Below are 17,020 nucleotides of genomic sequence, written 5' to 3' on the forward strand. Positions count from 1 at the left end.
CTTGCCAATAGGTTTACACTAAGTTATTCAAAACAATTAAACAGTTTTCAAATCTGCGATGTTGAAAACGATATCATTTATCGTTATGAAGAATCAGAAACAACTGCGTTAGCTCTGTTTAACATGATCCATACTCTTCCCAAGACCATTTACAGACATACTAATTCGTTTGAACAAGTTTAAAGCAGGCAAAAAAGCTCATTTATTAACTAACATGAGCTTCTTTCTAGTTTTTGTCTATTTCAGTTATTTATAACCTTCTTCAAAAGAAGAATATCCTTTTTAATTGCCCGTCTAATCTCTTCAGCTTTACAGCGTTTGTATTCTTGTACTAAGCGATAGAGCTCTCTTTTAAATAAAAATTCATCTTGTTGACTACGCATAGCAGCATGCCCCTTATTAGCTTTCTATCACAAGTGATTAAAGAAAGTATTCCCTTTTCTTCTTATAAAAAACAAGTAAATTCACAAATAGATGTAAAACAACCGCTTATCCCGAGTTTATGTAAACGGCGGGATGTTCTTGCATTCAGAGGAACGACAGCTGAAGAAACATAAAAAAACATTGACTACTAGCTCTCAGTCAATGTTTTTTATTTGCTTTAGCTCTAATTCATTAAAGCTAATTTGCATATTTTTATGCGTTCATGTCTCCAAGACCTGGAGCGTGCTCATTTGGCATTTCAGATAAATGAGGGACTGGAAAAGCTTCCGGTGGAGGTGTTACGCTTAGGTCTCCGCCATTTCTGCTTGGCGTCTGCCCTTGGAATATTTCTCCCATTCGATGCGGATCTAATCTAAAATCAAATTGCGTGTTATGATAGCCCATTTCGACAAATTTTCTGCATTCAGGATATTTGTTAATATCGTAATTTGGTATAGGGAAGAGTTTTCCCCAATCTACTCCTAATGTTTCGAGTGCTTTAGCGAATGCATTTTGATGAGCATTATCGCGAACAATTAAGAAGCCTAGCGTTTCTCTTAACGTCTGGTTAGAACTCATTTCATATATTCTTGTTTTTTGTAAAACGCCGGTTGATTCTAATACAACGTTATTGAGCAAATCAGCCGCTAGATTTCCGTGATTATAAACCCATGAGCCGTTCCATGGATTCCCGCCCGCATCTACTGGCAGTGAGCTTTGAGCCCCCATAATATAGTGATGAGGATTAGCGTGTTTTACAGCTTCATCAAGAGGAGCCTGATCTGAACCTTGACTTCCTACGCCGGCTCCGCCAGATTCATCTAACAATGCATTGATGGTATTTTGAACGAGTTCTACGTGAGCTATTTCTTCTAAAAAAACGCCTTTCATTAAATCTCGGTACTGCGTTTCTTTTCCTCTGAAGTTAGAGCTTTGGAAGAAATATTGCATCATCGTTCGCATTTCACCAAACTGACCGCCTAAGGCTTCTTGCAGTACCTTCGCAGCCGCAGGATCGGGCTTATCCGGTTTAATGCCATTAATTAATCCTTCTTTGTAATAATACATATGAAACACTCCTTTTATTGACATTGCTTGTTTTTTGAACTAACTTTTGAACTAACTTATGTAGAGTTTTGTCCGCTATAGGATTTTTCACTGTTTCTTTTCTCCCTAACATATTCTAGCGTGCCGTCTTTCTCATATCTGCACATAACTACTGTTTCCATATGCGACCTTTTTATTCTGGGTAGCTAAAGTACAACTTCATTGAAACATGTGGATAACACCTTTTGTTATAAGCAAAAAACTGCTCGTAGCGGTCTTTTTACAGTCACGGAACCCTGAATACTTTAAATGCAAAAAAAAAGAGCTGGTCAAACCCAGCTCTTTTTTTCTATTACTTCTCTATTCCTGCTTTGATTTCTTTAATCATGCCTGCCATTGACTCAAGGCCTCCTCCAGATAAATACCAAAGACCTGGATCAAGATACACAACGTGATTGTTTTTCACTGCATTGACTTCTTTTACATACTCATTTTCAACAATTTGTTTAGCGGATGATTTTTCACCAATTGCTGCGCCGCGGTCAACCACGAATAAGTAGTCCGGGTTTTGCTTAACTAAATATTCATATGCAATGCTTTGACCGTGCTTAGCCGATGGATCTAGGCTGTCGTCTGCTGCTTTGATACCAAATACATCATGAATTAATCCGTATTTAGACCCTGGACCAAATGCTGTCATTTTGCTGTCATTTGCCATCATTACAAGCGCTTTTTTATCTAGTTTGTCCGCTTGTTTTTTCAAATCTGCAATTTGCTTATCAATTGCTGCTAGCTCTTTTTTCGCTTGATCTTCTTTATCAAAAATTTGTCCTAGTACTTTTGTGTTTTCTTTAAATGACTTCATATAGTGCTGGTTGTCCGTATCGATATAGATCGTCGGCGCAATTTTTGAAAATTCATCAAATGAATCTGCTTGGCGGCCTTGAATAATAATTAAGTCTGGCTTTAGTTCTGCAATCTTTTCGAAATCAGGTTCTTTTAAGCCACCTACATTCGCATACTTATCATCTTGATACTTTGATAAATACTCAGGAATCGCTTGTTTTGGCAAGCCCGCTACTTCAACGCCTAGTTTATCTAGCGTATCAAGTGCACCCATGCTGAATACTACAACTTTTTTAGGATTTTTCTCAATTTTAATTCCGTCTTTATTGAACTGATCGGTTACCGTTACCGTTTCTTTTTGCTTACTTTCTCCACCTGTTGTTTCTTTTGCTCCTTGATTACCGCAAGCGGCCACAACAATCGCCGTTAAGACTGCTACAAACATTACTAACACTTTTTTCACTTTTGTCACCTCATGAATAAATTTTATGAAAAATAAACGCAAATACGCTGTCCGCCAACCGTTTCGATTGGAATATCCATATCGTATATATCCTTTAATACAGATGTTTGAATGATGGTTTCTGTTGGGCCTTCACGGATCACTTCACCGTTTTTAAGCGCCACGATGTAATCCGAATAGACAGACGCAAAATTAATATCGTGAATGACAATCACAATGGTTTTGCCTAAGTCTTCTACGAGACGTTTCAACAGCTTCATAATTTCAACAGAATGCTTCATATCTAAGTTATTGAGCGGTTCATCTAAGAAGATATACTCCGTGTCCTGTGCGATGACCATAGCGATAAAAGCTCGCTGACACTGTCCTCCGCTCAGTTCATCTAAGTATTTATCTTGAATACTTTCAAGTTTCATATAACTCAGCGCCTGATCAACCGCTTGTTCATCGCTTTTTGTTAACCGGCCTTTTGAATAAGGAAACCGGCCAAAATTTACGAGTTCACGTACGCTAAGTCTGATATTCAGCTGATTGGACTGTTTTAAAATGCTCATTTTTTTGGCTAAATCCGAGCTGTCAATATTCTCTATATTTTTTCCTTCTATTGATATTGATCCTGAGTCGGCTTTAATAAGACGGCTCATAATGGAAAGCAGCGTACTTTTCCCCGCTCCGTTTGGGCCGATAAATGACGTGATTTTTCCTTTTGGAATCACCACAGATGTTTTTTCTAAAACGGTTTTTTCTCCGTATTTTTTACTGACATTTGTTACTTCTACCATGATCTATTCTCCTTTAGCAGCAAATAAATAAAGTAAATTCCGCCGGCAAAGTCAATGATGACGCTCAGCGTGGTGCTGAAGGTGAACACTTTTTCAACAATAAATTCTCCTCCGACGAGGGCTATAACACTAAGCAGCAGTGATCCCATCATAAGATAGGTGTGCTTGTACGTTTTGAACAGCTCTCTCGCAAGGTTCACAACAAGCAGTCCAAGAAAGGTAATCGGCCCAACTAAAGCTGTGGCCACTGAGACAAAAATGGCGATCACAATCAGCATTTTTTTGACAAGCCTGTCATAATCAATACCTAAATTTACCGCATGTTCTCTTCCTAACGACAGAACATCAAAAATGGAGGTAAAACGCCATACGTAAATGCCAAGCAGGATAAAAATAACCGCTGCTATGTATAGCAAATCAGTATTGACATTGTTAAAGCTTGCAAATGATTTATCTTGTACAATTTGAAATTCATTCGGATCAATCAGCATTTCCATAAATGAAGACATGCTTTTAAATAACGTGCCGAACACAATTCCAACCAGTAAAATAAAGAAAATATTCTTACCGGCTTTTTTGAACATCAGTATGTAAAGCAAGACCGAAAAGATAATCATCAGCGAAACGCAAAGAAGAAAGTTAAGATTTTTGTTCATGATGACAATATTCGTCGAGCCAAAGATGTACACAATAAACGTTTGCAGAAATAAATACAGTGAATCCAGTCCTAGAATACTAGGAGTTAGAATTCGATTATTGGTAATCGTTTGAAAGATAACGGATGAAAACGCAATCGCTCCTCCGGTTAAAACAATCGCAGCGACTTTTTCAATTCTTCGCGGCAGCGTGTACTGCCAGTAGCCTAAATCATAGCTGATAAACAGCGCAGCCGACAAAATAGCCAGCGCGGCGAGAATAATAATTTTATATTTGTTATGCATAACGACCTCTCCTTATCAGCATAAAAAGAAAGATCGCACTTCCTATTACACCGACCATTAACCCAATAGAAACTTCATAAGGGAAAATAATGACTCTGCCTAAAATATCGCACGCAAGTACGAATACAGCTCCAAGCACCGCTGTATGAGGCAGGCTTTTTCGCAAATGATCTCCACGGTAAATCGATACGATATTTGGGATGATTAATCCTAAAAAAGGCAGCATGCCAACGGTCAAAATCGTAATCGACGTAATAAGCGAAACAATGACTAATCCAATGTTTACGATTTGTTTGTATTTCACGCCTAAATTGATTGAAAAGCTTTCTCCCATACCAGCAACCGTGAACTTATCTGCGTAAAGATAAGCAATTATTAAGAGCGGTATACTCAGGTATAAAAGTTCATATCGCCCTTTGACTACTAGCGAAAAGTCGCCTTGCAGCCATGAAGAAAGATTTTGAATCAAATCGTATTTGTAAGCGATGAAGGTAGCTAGGGAACTTACGATACTGCCGAGCATTAAACCAACTAGCGGAATATAAATCGTATCGTTAAATTTAATTCTGTCTAGTATTCTCATAAACAATAGATTGCCCGCAAGTGAGAAAATGAAAGCAATGCTCATTTTTAATAGAGGACTTGCTGAAGCAAATACTAGTAGAGAAATCAACACACCAAGTCTTGCCCAGTCCATCGTTCCTGCAGTTGTTGGAGAGACAAACTTATTTCGCGTAATTTGCTGCATAATTAATCCGCAAATACTAAGGCTCATTCCCGCCATAATAATACTCAAAAGCCTAGGAAAACGACTAAAAAACAGCGTTTGGCTTTCTTCTTTTGTTAAATGAAACAGATCCATCGCTGACAGGTCTTGTACTCCTACAAAAAGAGACGAAACCGCTAGTACAGCAAACACAAGAATTAACTGATAAAACTTCAACTTTCCTTGCTCCTTTCTTTCATCTAGAAGTCTAGTTATCTCCTCCTCTATATCATATGTAAATGATTATCATTATCAATTGACTACCCCTATAATACCATTATTCTCTAAATAATCAATGGTTTTCTTAAAATTAAAGCAAAAAAATGCCTTAACAGATGGATCTGTTAAGGCATTTTAAGGTTCAATTAAACTTAAAAAGAGCTATTTCTCTCTTCATACATAAGAGATTAAAACATACCTAACTCGCCCTCATTTAAAGACGAATAATAGGAATAAATGATCTGGACTGCTTGTTTCACCACTGTTGATTTCCGTTCAAGGCCTCGCTTTCCGCGGGCGGCCGATAAGCCTCCTCTTTGCATGGGCTCCTGCGGGGTCTCATTTGTTCCGTTTTCTCCCCAGGAGTCTTCTCCTTACCCTCCAATCAACAGCTAGAAGTACCTCTACATATACGAAACCTACGTTCACCATAACAAAAAAATCCAAACTATCAATATTAATAGTTTGGATTTTACTTTAACCAAGATACTTTTGTAGCAGACTCTTTGTATGAACATTACATATATATGAAATATATGTTTATATTTGAAAGAAATCTACTTATTTTGCAAATACATGGTTTCCGATAACTGCCGTTACTTGCTGCGTTGCAACCCATTGGCTTTCAGCGATTTTCGGATTATAGAAAAACAGCGCATCGTTTTCATGCGGGTTTGATAATGCTTCGCTTACCGCTCGTTTTGATTCTTCTGATGCAGGTTGATTAATTGCTCCGTTTGCTACTGGTGAAAATTGATACACGCCGTTTCCTAGCTGCTGATAAATAACGTCGTGAATGCTATTTGGGAATTCCGGTGAAGCTACACGGTTTAATACCACAATTGCTACCGCTACTTTTCCTTGGTACGGCTCACCTTTTGCTTCTGCCTCTACTAATCTAGCTAGTAAATCTTGATCTTGTGCAGAAGCCGATGTAGACGGAGCAGTTTGTGCCGGCGCCGGTGCTTCTCCTTGAAGTTTTAATGTTTGTCCGATGGTAATGATATCACTTTGTAAACCGTTAACAGCTTTTAACTGATCCACAGTCATGCCGTTTTGTGTTGCAATATGATATAACGTTTCGCCTTGTGCTACTGTATGTACAGATGTTGCCGGACTAGCGGCAGATTGTGCTTGTCCCTGGTCAGGAATCGTTAATGTTTCTCCAACGTAAATCATGTCGTTTTGGCGGTTATTAGCGCCTTTCAGCTCATCTACCGTAACCCCATTTTGTTGGCCAAGCCCCCACAAGGTATCTCCTTTTACGACTTTGTGCGAAGCTGCTGCTGATGCTGTTCCTTGACTTGCTAGAAATGCTACAGACGCTGCAGAAGCAACTGCCCATTTTTTTACACGTTTTTTACTCACAAAAACTACCTCCTAAAATTTGAACCTGTTATTACCTTAGCACATAGATTCGCCTTTTCATTAAAAAAAACAGTAACATTTGTTCTAATTGGATTAAGTTTCTTACAGTGCCATTCATTATGTTACAACTTTTACATGACCCTTAAAGAATATGTAGAAATATGACGATTTCATTGCGAAACGCGCTTTTTATCTGTTTACTTACATTCCTCTTTCTGTAAAAAACTTGATTTAATTATGATTAATCGCAGAGATTAAAAGGAAAACAGCAGTCAAATAGAGAAATAGTGTAACTATTGAGGAATGATTCAGCGCTTCTTTGTCAATTTACGTTTGTTTATTAATAAAGGAGGTCCATTTGGATGTGTGCAAATAAAATGTATGTAACGTATAATACGGAAAAACCGGCTATTACGATTCAAGGAGCTTTTTATCATACGGGAGGAACGCAGGAAGAGTTTTTGCGGGAATTCAAGTACTGGCTTGAATCTCACGGCTGGTCATTTATGGGCGTAACAAATGAAACGACCATGACAACGGCGAACAAAGAGTTAAAAGAAACGATGGAACAGCATAAAATAGAAGGCAAAAAAGTTCAAAGACTAGAAGATTTATAACGATTGCTTCTATGACCCTTCACACATGTCCAAACGCCAATATGTAAAAAAGCCTTTAGATGAGCTAAAGGCTTTTTTACATTAACGAGAAAGGGCGACCACCTTCTGATTTTCTACTCTCTCTTCAACAGGCTTTCTCATTTCTTTTTCCGTCCATACGCCAATGCGTTTTTGTCTTTTCCCAAGAGGCTGTTTTTCACATGCATAGCAAATTTCTGAAATATCATCAAAATGAGCTAACGACATCTTTATCCCTCCTTTTCTAAATATACACAGGCAAGTTAGTATGTTTCTTCCCTTATTTTCCAAAGCTAAACTGCTTCATCTTATATTTAAACAATTTATAAACAAACGGAATAAATAATTTCTACTTCATTATCATTTAGATTGTTTTATTTAGATATATACGGGTAAACAAAAACTACCCCACCTCACACCCTGAAGTTTGAAACTGTCACATAAAAAAGCGGCTTTATCTAAGATAAAGCCGCTTTTTTATGTTTTTTTCTAGAATCTATAGAGCCTCTCAGAAAACGATCAACTCTATTTTTAACGATGCTCTCCTATTCCAAATACTTCTGCTACATGATTTTGTAATTTATGCTTGTAGTGATCAATGTTTGGATGTTTAACTACATCGTGAATAGAGTATGTTGGAAGTGGACTCATACCGACGTACTGATTCATTTTATGCAAATGCATAATGGCTTCGTCTAAACTTTTTCCTTCATAGAAAGCTTCGTCATTGTTAAAAATCGCTTCCGGCGCATTCCATGTAAGAGAAAACATGTATTGTTTCCCCGTTAATAAGCCGCCTCGCCCGTATTGATTGGAACCTTTAAAGAAAATGTTATCCATATACACGCGATCAATATATTGCTTAAATTTTCCGGGAATGCTGAACCAGTAAATAGGCGTCTGCATAATCACAACATCAGCCCATAGCCACTTTTCAATTTCTTCTTCTACTTCGTAGCCTTTATCAACCACCGTTGTTTTAATGTCAAATTGATCAGCGAGTAAATGCTGCATTTCATTAAAAATCGTCTGATTTAACTCTCCTTTTGACTTTTTATAATACTCGTGTCCGTTAATGATTAATACGTTTTTCATGTTGACCTACTCCTTTCCAAAATCCTTACTTCTTTATCTTCATATATCTGTATACCCATAAAAACTGCTTATCTATCAGTACTACCTCTTACTTTGAAGTAACATAAGGTCTAATTTACTGATTCCTTAGAAGATGTTTAACTTGTATAAAGCAAATCGTTTTTTAAAAATCAGTTCTTTTCACCCAACAAAAAAAGACTGACGGATTAAATTTCGTCAGTCTTTCTATCTTTTTTATTTCGGTTCGCCCACTTCATTTAACGGATAGTAGCGAAACTGCACTTTTCCGATCACTGATTTTTGTGAAATAAAGCCAAATGCTCGTCCATCATGACTTACAGGACGGTTGTCACCCATTACAAACAGTGAATTTTTCGGCACTTTCACTTTGCCATCAGTTGCAGGCAGCGTTTGAAGCGTAAAATCTTCCGTGAATTTTTCATTAGGTGCAAGAGATTTTTTAGATTCTTTTAAATACGGCTCTTTATAAGCTTTTCCGTTAATATACAGAACGTCGTTTTTCATTTCTACCGTATCTCCTGGCAGTCCAATTACACGTTTAATATAATTTTCATCTGCATCCGGTGCATGAAATACAATCATATCAAAGCGATCAACATCACTGATTTTATTTAAAATAACGCGATTTGAATCTTCAAACGTTGGATACATCGATTCACCGTGAACCGTAGTTGGCGCAAATAAAAAATGGCGAACTCCCACTACAATAACCAATGCAATAACAATGGACTTAATCCATGAAAACACTTCTTTTTTTACGTTATTTTTGCTCATTTCAAAACATCCCTTACGTCAAAATATACTTTCATCATAGCATCAAATAGAGGGAAAGTATAATAATAACCGAATAATCTTATTTATTACTCCCCCGTTTATCACTGTGCCTTGATGGAAAAACAAGCGCCACTTTTCTTCTCTTTTTCGCCAAATAGAACTGCGAAGCGTCTTTTTTTCTGCCGTATGGTTCATAAGATGATAGGTAGTTAATACGCAGTCAGGAGACAATACGTCTACATGAAAATGAGAGATCTCAAATACATCTGGCGAAAGTACATGATTGTGATTGTAATCTTTTCGTTTCCATACCCTGCCCGAGCTGCCAAACTCCACGTAACCATCTGCAAGAATGTTTGAAAGCTCTTTAGCAGAGGTTCGTATCTCTGATTTTAAGTGGCTGCATTCTAACTCATAAAATGTTCGGGTGATATTCGCTTTTTCCACTTTCACAGTCTCCTCTCATTCTTTCTTACATTTATTATAAAGGAATACTGCCGTTTTGCCTTAAACAAATAATACTCCTATCTCAAATAGACAGGAGTATTGTTTGTTTAGCTAACGCTATAGCCTCTCTTCTTACCCGCAATCCAATCGCTAATCATTTTCACGACAATTCCCATGACGAATACGGTAAGAAATGAATAAAACATCGACCAGTTCAGCAATTGGTACAAATACAGCGCTTTGAATATCGGAATGCCTATAAAAGCAATAACGGCAGACGTAATAATATGTGCGATAAAGAAAAATTTCCATTTGCTAAAAAATTGGTAGACGAGTGCGATACTTACCGGAATAATAGCAAAGTCAACCGTATTGAAGCGATCGGTAAATGGAAGCATCTGGTGAGGATAGCACCACAGATTAAAAAATTTACCGAATTCATCTACCAAGCCGACTATATCAAAGCTGATAAAAAAAACGAGAAGCATAAAAAAGAGGCGCTGTCTATCAATAAAAAAGTAAAAAAGCAGCAGGAAAAGTGCATTTATCACTACTATGAGCCACCACTGAAAACTAAAAAGATCTTGATGAACCCAATAAGAAAATTCTTTTTCGTTTAAGACTTGTTGCATCATTTTAATCATTTCAAACATAGAAATCCCTCCTATCTTAGAAAGTCTTTCCATGAGGGTTTCACTTCAAACTAAAATAAAACATCGCACACAGTGCTTTTGCACCTCCTCCTTCTTCAAAAGCAGATTGTACCTACTTAGAGATTTCTATCTGTCTAGTAAAAATTTTTGTAAGAGCGCTCTTTTCATCTCAGAACCTATTGACTATTATTTTCATTTCATACAAAATTAACAATTGTGCATGGTTTACATGTTAATACGAGCACAAAGATACTGTTTTGCAACATTAAAGGAGGAACAACATGAACATCGGTACGATTAAAAGAGAAGCTAAAGCTTCTTTAAAGAATCGCTGGGGACTTGCGATTCTACTGACGGTGGTGACGTACGGAGTATATACGCTTCTGCCTATTCCATTTGAAATTGTGGCAAGCGGAGGCTATGACAATTGGATGAAAGATGAATCTGATTCCGCTTCATGGATTTCAACTGCCTTTGCTATTGTCTTCTCGCCTCTTCTGATGGCGAACTACTGGGCATTTTTAGGTCTAGCACGAGGTGAATCTGTTCGATTGGGGCACTTGTTTAAAACATTCCAAGACTTTGGCCTTTATGTAAAGTCATTAGGAATTTATGTACTTATGACTCTTTATGTGATGCTGTGGTCACTGCTTTTACTGATTCCTGGAATTATTAAAGCACTGGCATATTCACAAACGTACTATATTTGTAAAGACAATCCTACTTACTCGATGAATCAAGCGATTACAGAAAGCCGCAGGTTGATGAATGGTTATAAAGGACAGTACTTCCTGCTGCTGCTAAGCTTTCTTGGCTGGTTTTTATTAAGTATTATTACAGTAGGAATCGGCTTTTTATGGTCTATTCCATACCTTTCTGCTTCACTTGCTCGTTTTTATGAAAATTTGTTAAACGAACGTTCATCGCATGCTGAATAATAAAAAAATCCTCTTCATCGTGAAGAGGATTTTTTTATAAGAACACGGTTTGCATAAGTGAAGCTCTTATGTCATAAAGCTTACTAAGAGTATAGAAGAAAGGCAGGGGCTTATATGTATACTACAAGTGAGATATGTCAGCAGTTTGGGCAGATTTTAAACGCTAAAAGCAAAGTTAGTCCAACAGGATGCTCAGTGTCGCTTAAAAGAAGCTTTCAGGCTTCTGTTCAAGGGCGGAAAAGCAGCTCTGTCGTTCCTGTTGGCGTATCATTTGAGGCGATAGACGCGCAGGGAAACGCGTTAAACTTGGCTGAGATTGCTATTTTACAAGAAGAAATCCCTCGTTTTACAGAAGCTGCTGCGCGGCAAGGTCTTATCGTAAGCGCTTTGCATAACCATTGGCTTTTTACAGAACCGGTCCTTATGTATCTTCATATTCAATCTGTAGAGCCTCCTTTACATTTTGCGAAAAAAATGGCTTTTTGTTTTACAACGCTCAAGAGTCTTCCCGTTCCGGCAAAGGAATAATTTATTAAACACGTCTCTTGGGTACATTAGAGAGGTGAGAGATGTTTTTTATACCTATAGATTACTAATATAGCTAAAGGAAACCTCCTTACCTTTTAAGTCATTAACAAAAGGGAGCTATGTATTGTTGAGAAGCTGCATAAAAACAAAACCCAGCACTTTCTTATAGGTGCTGGGTTTCTGCTTTACCTATTTTCCCGTATATCTTTTTCAATTTTCCGCAATGCTTTTTTTGATCCTCGCTGCAGATCATGCTGCTCTTTTCGATCTTTATAGCTAATAAATAATGAATCGAGATCATAGCCTTCGGGATATAATTCAGCAGCTTTGATTTCAAGAGCTACTCGCTTAACGTTTACTTCAATTAACTCATTCTGATAGAGCACGACTATAGTGTTTGTGTTGTCTTTAGACTTATACACAATCGCATGATTTTCATAATCTAACAGCTTGACTCGATCTCCCATTTGGTATTCAACACGGTCTTTTTTCTTTTCCTTCAAAATAGTTGGTTTTTTTATTTTATTTTCTCTGACGACTTCTGTATCATACGATTTGCTTTCCATATAAAACTTTGCTTTTTGTAAAATCTCTTCTTCTACCTTCATCTTCTTTGAAATCCAAAGCGCATTGCTTTCTCCAGATGTACCAATTAACAGCTGATACAGCGGTTCTAATGTTTTACTGTTGAACTGCATCGCGGCATTCATAAAGTCAGGATGAATTTCTGAGAAACGCTTAATTTCTCCGTAATGCGTAGTCGCGACCGTTATGCAGCCCATATGATAAAACTTTTCTAAAATCGCAATCGCAAGTGCAGCTCCTTCATTCGGTTCGGTGCCGCTCCCAATTTCATCGAATAGGAGCAGCGTATTGTTCGTTGCTTTTTGCAAAATAGCCGATATATTTTTCATGTGTGAGGAAAAGGTACTCAGCGCATTTTCAATACTTTGGTTGTCGCCGATATCGACAAAAATATGTTCAAACAATGCAATTTCTGTTCCTTCCTCAGCTGTAATATGAAATCCTAACATTGTAGCGAGTGTCAGTAGCCCAATCGTTTTTAAGACAACGGTTTTTCCTCCTGCGTTAGGTCCCGTAATAATTAAGCTTCGATAATTCTCGCCAATTTCGAAGTGAAGTGGAACAATTTTACCAGTTAACAGCGGGTGATATGCGCCTTTTAAATGAATATATCCATAATCATTAATTTTAGGTTCGATTCCGTCTGCCTGTTTACTGTATTTTGCTTTGGCAAACACCATGTCGTATTGGCTAATTAGCTCTAAATTAATATGAATATCAGCTAGCTTCTCTAACACTAAACCTGTTAAAGACGCTAAAATTTGATATTCTTCTACCTCTTCTTCTGCTTTCAAAATCGCTAGTTCCGCATTCAGCTTTGTAATAGATGCCGGCTCTATGAACACTGTTGACCCTTTAGAAGATGTTTCAACAATCGTTCCTCCAACATGATTTTTATAGGATGCCTTGATCGGAATCGTATAGCGGTCTCCTTTTTTACTGATGAAGAAGTCTTGAATATAATCTTTGTTTTTACCGTTTCGTAAAAATTTCGCAAGCTGCTCCGAAATTTTAGCTTCCGTTCCTTCTATATGTCTTCTGATACGCTTGAGCTCTTTGCTTGCCGCAGCGTCTACTTTTCCAGCTTTGATCGCAAAATTAATTTCCTCTTCTATACTTGTCAGTTCTTTCATCGAATGGGCATAGGAACTTAAGAGCGAAGCAAAAAATTCTTTATCGACCATATATTGTTTTACTTTTCTGCAGCCTTTTAAAAAATCGGATACTCGCATTAGCTCTTCAGGCTCTAAAATCATGCCTTTTTCAAGCTTTTCAATGACTCTTCCTATACCTGAGACACCTGATAGCGGAAGTGATTTCTCAGCATCTAGAAGTCTTCGTGCTTCCGTTGTTTCTTTAAGTCGGTTTTTTACTGTTTTAAGAGATGTGCTCGGCTGAAGTTTATCCATTAATTGTTTTCCCAGCTCACTTACGCAGTGAGATTTTACGATTTCTTTTAATTCGTGATACTGCAATTTTTCAAATGTCATCGTATTCATGGTTTTTCTCCTCACTATGATTTGTCATCACATATGAAGATACCTATTTATTAGAAGGCAATGAAAAAGGTAAACAAAAAAAGCTGTGGTGATCCCACAGCTTTTTGCGTTCATAAGGTGTCTAAACACATATCACGAAAGAAAGCTCTGTAAAAACAGACGCCTTTTTCGCGACAAATGCCGAACCCTTTATAAAGCATTGTAGGTATCTTCATAGGCAGTGAAATAAATCCATAAGCAAATAAAGGGTACCTTTACTCTCAAAAAAATACCCGTCTTGCTTATTTAATTTATTTCATTCAATTGTTCCTATTTAGATACTACTCCGCTCATAAAAGCACCTCATCTATATTTTAGTTTTCATTGGCTTCTAATTTACACTCTTATCATACTATATGAAAAAGCGTGCGTAAAGGAGACAGTAAAAAAGCTCAAGAGCATAACTTGAGCTTTCATGAAAAAAGAAAAAAACGAAGCAGCGCCATCATTCCAACTCCGCTAATAACGGTGAGAGATAAACTTTTTGTTTTCAGCGCAATCAGTAAGGTCGGAATGACTACGATGATGACGGGCCAGTTAATTTTCACACTGTCATTTGTTTGAATGATAAAGTTCTGTACAACAAGTGCTGTTAAAATACAAATAGGAATATAGGACAGCCATTTTAATACGGGTTCTGGCAGCGCGATGTTACGCACAACTAAAAACGGAACAATACGAGGAACTACGGTAACAAGGGCACACCCTAAAATAATGATAAGTGTTGAATAGTGGATACTCATTTATCCGTCACCACCCCAATCGTCGCTACAATAATCGTTGAAATTAAGACAGCTACATGTGAAGGTACCAAAAAAGACAGCACAATCATAATAATCGCCATATAAAGAATTAAACGTAAATAATGATTAAGTTTTGAAGGTAACACGCTTTCGATTTGTAAAACAAGCAGAGCTAAAAACATAGCCGTTAAGGCAAAATCAAATCCAAAGGCTTCCGGGTCAGATAGCAAATGCCCAAAAATGGCTCCCATCGTACAGGCGATAATCCAGCTGACGTAAGCCGTTATATTTAATCCGTTCATCCAGCGGTCATTAATTGGCTCCCCTTTTGCAATTTTATTTGAAGACACTCCAAATGATTCATCCGTCAGAAGTGCTCCAATTCCGACGTTTTTTAATAACGAATATTTTGTGAATTTAGGCGCGACCGTAGCACTCAAAAGAAAATGTCGTAAGTTAACGATGAATGTTGTGAGAATAATAGCTGAAATCGAACTGTTCGCAACCATCAGTGCACAAATAATAAACTGAGCAGCCCCGGCATACACGAGCGCTGATAATAAAGTAACTTCCATAACGGAAAGATGCGAGGACACGCCGACAATCCCGGCGGCAAGCCCTATGCTTATGTAACCGAGTAGCGTAGGGACACAGTCCTTGGCCCCTTGTCTGAACGTTAGATCCACTTTTTCTCTCTGCTGTACTGCTTTTTCTGCGATCACCGTACTCCCTCCTTTTCTGCTATATTATACATCTATACGTTATATTAAACAACGGTATGTTATACTATCTTTATAATCATTAAAGGAGTACAACAATGGACGCGATTCAAGATATTATTGCTAAAAATCTTGTTAAACTACGAAAAAATCGAAATTTGACGCTTGATCAAGTTTCTGAATTAACAGGTGTGAGCAAAGCAATGCTTGCACAAATTGAAAAAGGTAAATCCAGTCCGACAGTTACTACGCTTTGGAAGATTGCGAACGGCCTTCAAGTCTCTTTTTCTGTATTTATAAAAGAAGACACTCCGGATGTGCAGAAAGTAAGCATAAAACAGCTAGATCCCATCACGGACAACAAAGGTGATTACTTAGTATATTCTTTTTTTCCTTATCACCCGGAAAAAAAGTTTGAAATTTACATTGTCACATTAAAGCCCGGATGCGTGCATGAAGCAAAAACTCACTTAGGAGATGAATACTTACTTATTAAAGAAGGAGAATTAACGGTTCGTTTTGAAAGTGAAGAACATGAATTAGTCTCAGGAGACGCTCTGCATTTTTCAGGAAATACCTCTCACAGCTATATCAATTCATCTGTAGAAGAAGCAAGCTTTTTTTTACTTATGCACTATCCCGAATCATGAAAAAAGAGCGTACGGATCATCCGTACGCTCTTTTTTTATTAAGCTGCGTGGGCTTGTTCTTTTTTCATTTTTTTGTTTTTCATGTATCCAATACTTACAACTGCAATCGTTAAGATAACTTGAACAGCAAGATGTAAAGCTGTACTTGGAACAAATCCACCAATAATTTTATCTTCAACAATCATTTTTCCAGCAGACCATGCGAGCATCGCCGCTCCAGCGTAAATGATAATCGGAAATTTTTCCATTGCTTTCATAATAAAGCTGCTTCCCCAAATAATAATCGGAATTGAAATTAATACACCAATCATAATAGGAACAAATTCATGAGCTACACCAGCTAGAGCTAATACGTTATCTAATGACATGACCGCATCTGCGATAATAATCGTTTTAACCGCACTCCATACCGTTGCTCCACCTTGAGGGTTATCGCCGTGTTCGTGATTATCGGCTAATAATTTATACGCGATCCAGACTAGCATCGAGCCGCCGACCGCTCCGATTAATGGAATTTTTAATAATGGGACAATAATAGCCGCAAATAATAATCGAAGACCAATCGCGCCGCCTGTTCCAATTAAAATCGCTCTTTTTTGTAAGTCTTTTGGTACGTTACGAGCCGCCATTGCAATCACAATCGCGTTATCTCCGCTTAAAATTAAATCAAGAAAAATAATTTGCAGCAAACCTTGCACTGATACGCCAATTAGTTCCTCCATAGTTACCTCCACCTTCTCTTTTTATGTAACGTTTCTCCTCTAAATGTCCGAGCCTTTTCCTCCTTTTTTATAATTGAATACAAAAAAGACCCTTACCAAATAAGCGGTAAAGGTCTT

At 37.6% G+C, this 17,020-nt stretch carries 21 protein-coding genes; 4 read left to right on the plus strand and 17 right to left on the minus strand.

All coding sequences use genetic code 11. The features are described 5' to 3' along the window. Window positions 1-242 precede the first annotated feature (242 nt). The 8 genes from ACNHOZ_RS10305 to ACNHOZ_RS10340 form a co-directional block, all read right to left on the minus strand. Window positions 243-383, minus strand: a complete 141-nt coding sequence (locus tag ACNHOZ_RS10305; RefSeq protein WP_196299086.1) for a hypothetical protein — start codon at window positions 381-383, stop codon at window positions 243-245. Between the two features lie 253 nt (window positions 384-636). Then, window positions 637-1,491: a manganese catalase family protein gene (locus ACNHOZ_RS10310; RefSeq protein WP_047750489.1), complete on the minus strand. Its 855-nt coding sequence runs from the start codon at window positions 1,489-1,491 to the stop codon at window positions 637-639. Window positions 1,492-1,822: 331 nt separating this feature from the next. After that, the gene (locus tag ACNHOZ_RS10315) at window positions 1,823-2,779 is read right to left on the minus strand and encodes a siderophore ABC transporter substrate-binding protein (protein WP_033580631.1); all 957 of its coding nucleotides are present in this window, start codon (window positions 2,777-2,779) and stop codon (window positions 1,823-1,825) included. 23 nt (window positions 2,780-2,802) lie between these two features. Continuing rightward, entirely contained in the window at window positions 2,803-3,561 is a 759-nt protein-coding gene (locus ACNHOZ_RS10320; RefSeq protein ID WP_028414465.1) for an iron ABC transporter ATP-binding protein, read from the minus strand. After that, window positions 3,555-4,502: an iron chelate uptake ABC transporter family permease subunit gene (locus tag ACNHOZ_RS10325; protein WP_034267834.1), complete on the minus strand. Its 948-nt coding sequence runs from the start codon at window positions 4,500-4,502 to the stop codon at window positions 3,555-3,557. The genes ACNHOZ_RS10320 and ACNHOZ_RS10325 overlap by 7 nt, the downstream gene beginning before the upstream one ends. Then, entirely contained in the window at window positions 4,495-5,445 is a 951-nt protein-coding gene (locus tag ACNHOZ_RS10330; protein WP_028414467.1) for an ABC transporter permease, read from the minus strand. Before ACNHOZ_RS10330 ends, ACNHOZ_RS10325 begins: the two co-directional genes overlap by 8 nt. A gap of 230 nt (window positions 5,446-5,675) precedes the next feature. Continuing rightward, a complete protein-coding gene (locus ACNHOZ_RS10335) occupies window positions 5,676-5,810 on the minus strand; it encodes a hypothetical protein (RefSeq protein ID WP_255901588.1) in 135 nt (44 codons plus the stop codon). Window positions 5,811-6,048: 238 nt separating this feature from the next. After that, window positions 6,049-6,855, minus strand: a complete 807-nt coding sequence (locus ACNHOZ_RS10340) for a cell wall hydrolase (RefSeq protein ID WP_048018930.1) — start codon at window positions 6,853-6,855, stop codon at window positions 6,049-6,051. Between the two features lie 362 nt (window positions 6,856-7,217). Here ACNHOZ_RS10340 and ACNHOZ_RS10345 point away from each other — a divergent pair, with 362 nt between their 5' ends. Continuing rightward, window positions 7,218-7,472 carry a hypothetical protein gene (locus tag ACNHOZ_RS10345; protein WP_013057893.1) on the plus strand — a complete coding sequence of 85 codons (255 nt, stop codon included), beginning with the start codon at window positions 7,218-7,220 and terminating at the stop codon, window positions 7,470-7,472. Between the two features lie 81 nt (window positions 7,473-7,553). Here the strand turns inward: ACNHOZ_RS10345 and ACNHOZ_RS10350 are convergent, their stop codons facing one another. The 5 genes from ACNHOZ_RS10350 to ACNHOZ_RS10370 all read right to left on the minus strand — a co-directional run bounded on the left by ACNHOZ_RS10350 (window position 7,554) and on the right by ACNHOZ_RS10370 (window position 10,480). Further along, window positions 7,554-7,718: a hypothetical protein gene (locus ACNHOZ_RS10350; protein ID WP_013057894.1), complete on the minus strand. Its 165-nt coding sequence runs from the start codon at window positions 7,716-7,718 to the stop codon at window positions 7,554-7,556. A 303-nt stretch (window positions 7,719-8,021) separates the two neighbouring features. Next, window positions 8,022-8,585: an NAD(P)H-dependent oxidoreductase gene (locus ACNHOZ_RS10355; protein WP_034267823.1), complete on the minus strand. Its 564-nt coding sequence runs from the start codon at window positions 8,583-8,585 to the stop codon at window positions 8,022-8,024. Window positions 8,586-8,819: 234 nt separating this feature from the next. Further along, window positions 8,820-9,380, minus strand: coding sequence for a signal peptidase I (gene lepB / locus ACNHOZ_RS10360; RefSeq protein WP_028414470.1), 561 nt, complete (start codon window positions 9,378-9,380; stop codon window positions 8,820-8,822). Between the two features lie 42 nt (window positions 9,381-9,422). Next, window positions 9,423-9,827 carry a nuclear transport factor 2 family protein gene (locus ACNHOZ_RS10365; RefSeq protein ID WP_048018929.1) on the minus strand — a complete coding sequence of 135 codons (405 nt, stop codon included), beginning with the start codon at window positions 9,825-9,827 and terminating at the stop codon, window positions 9,423-9,425. 107 nt (window positions 9,828-9,934) lie between these two features. Next, window positions 9,935-10,480, minus strand: coding sequence for a CBO0543 family protein (locus tag ACNHOZ_RS10370; RefSeq protein WP_034267820.1), 546 nt, complete (start codon window positions 10,478-10,480; stop codon window positions 9,935-9,937). A 281-nt stretch (window positions 10,481-10,761) separates the two neighbouring features. On the opposite strand from ACNHOZ_RS10370, the gene ACNHOZ_RS10375 reads away from it, so the two are divergent. Both ACNHOZ_RS10375 and ACNHOZ_RS10380 read left to right on the plus strand, forming a co-directional pair. After that, complete coding sequence (locus ACNHOZ_RS10375; RefSeq protein ID WP_028414473.1) at window positions 10,762-11,418, plus strand: DUF975 family protein; 657 nt, start codon at window positions 10,762-10,764, stop codon at window positions 11,416-11,418. A gap of 114 nt (window positions 11,419-11,532) precedes the next feature. Beyond that, on the plus strand, window positions 11,533-11,946 hold the full coding sequence (locus tag ACNHOZ_RS10380; RefSeq protein ID WP_048018928.1) for a DUF1259 domain-containing protein: 414 nt from the start codon (window positions 11,533-11,535) through the stop codon (window positions 11,944-11,946). A gap of 185 nt (window positions 11,947-12,131) precedes the next feature. Here ACNHOZ_RS10380 and ACNHOZ_RS10385 read toward each other — a convergent pair whose 3' ends face one another. The 3 genes from ACNHOZ_RS10385 to ACNHOZ_RS10395 form a co-directional block, all read right to left on the minus strand. Further along, window positions 12,132-14,030 carry an endonuclease MutS2 gene (locus ACNHOZ_RS10385; protein ID WP_168761018.1) on the minus strand — a complete coding sequence of 633 codons (1,899 nt, stop codon included), beginning with the start codon at window positions 14,028-14,030 and terminating at the stop codon, window positions 12,132-12,134. Window positions 14,031-14,482: 452 nt separating this feature from the next. Continuing rightward, on the minus strand, window positions 14,483-14,812 hold the full coding sequence (locus ACNHOZ_RS10390; RefSeq protein WP_048018926.1) for an AzlD domain-containing protein: 330 nt from the start codon (window positions 14,810-14,812) through the stop codon (window positions 14,483-14,485). Next, window positions 14,809-15,534, minus strand: a complete 726-nt coding sequence (locus ACNHOZ_RS10395; RefSeq protein WP_033580524.1) for an AzlC family ABC transporter permease — start codon at window positions 15,532-15,534, stop codon at window positions 14,809-14,811. The genes ACNHOZ_RS10390 and ACNHOZ_RS10395 overlap by 4 nt, the downstream gene beginning before the upstream one ends. Window positions 15,535-15,629: 95 nt before the next feature. Between ACNHOZ_RS10395 and ACNHOZ_RS10400 the strand changes: the two genes are divergently transcribed. Further along, on the plus strand, window positions 15,630-16,181 hold the full coding sequence (locus ACNHOZ_RS10400; protein WP_048018925.1) for a helix-turn-helix domain-containing protein: 552 nt from the start codon (window positions 15,630-15,632) through the stop codon (window positions 16,179-16,181). 38 nt (window positions 16,182-16,219) lie between these two features. Here the strand turns inward: ACNHOZ_RS10400 and ACNHOZ_RS10405 are convergent, their stop codons facing one another. After that, complete coding sequence (locus ACNHOZ_RS10405) at window positions 16,220-16,903, minus strand: TerC family protein (RefSeq protein WP_255901616.1); 684 nt, start codon at window positions 16,901-16,903, stop codon at window positions 16,220-16,222. Window positions 16,904-17,020 lie beyond the last annotated feature (117 nt).

It is taken from the genome of Priestia sp. D51 (assembly GCF_053345675.1).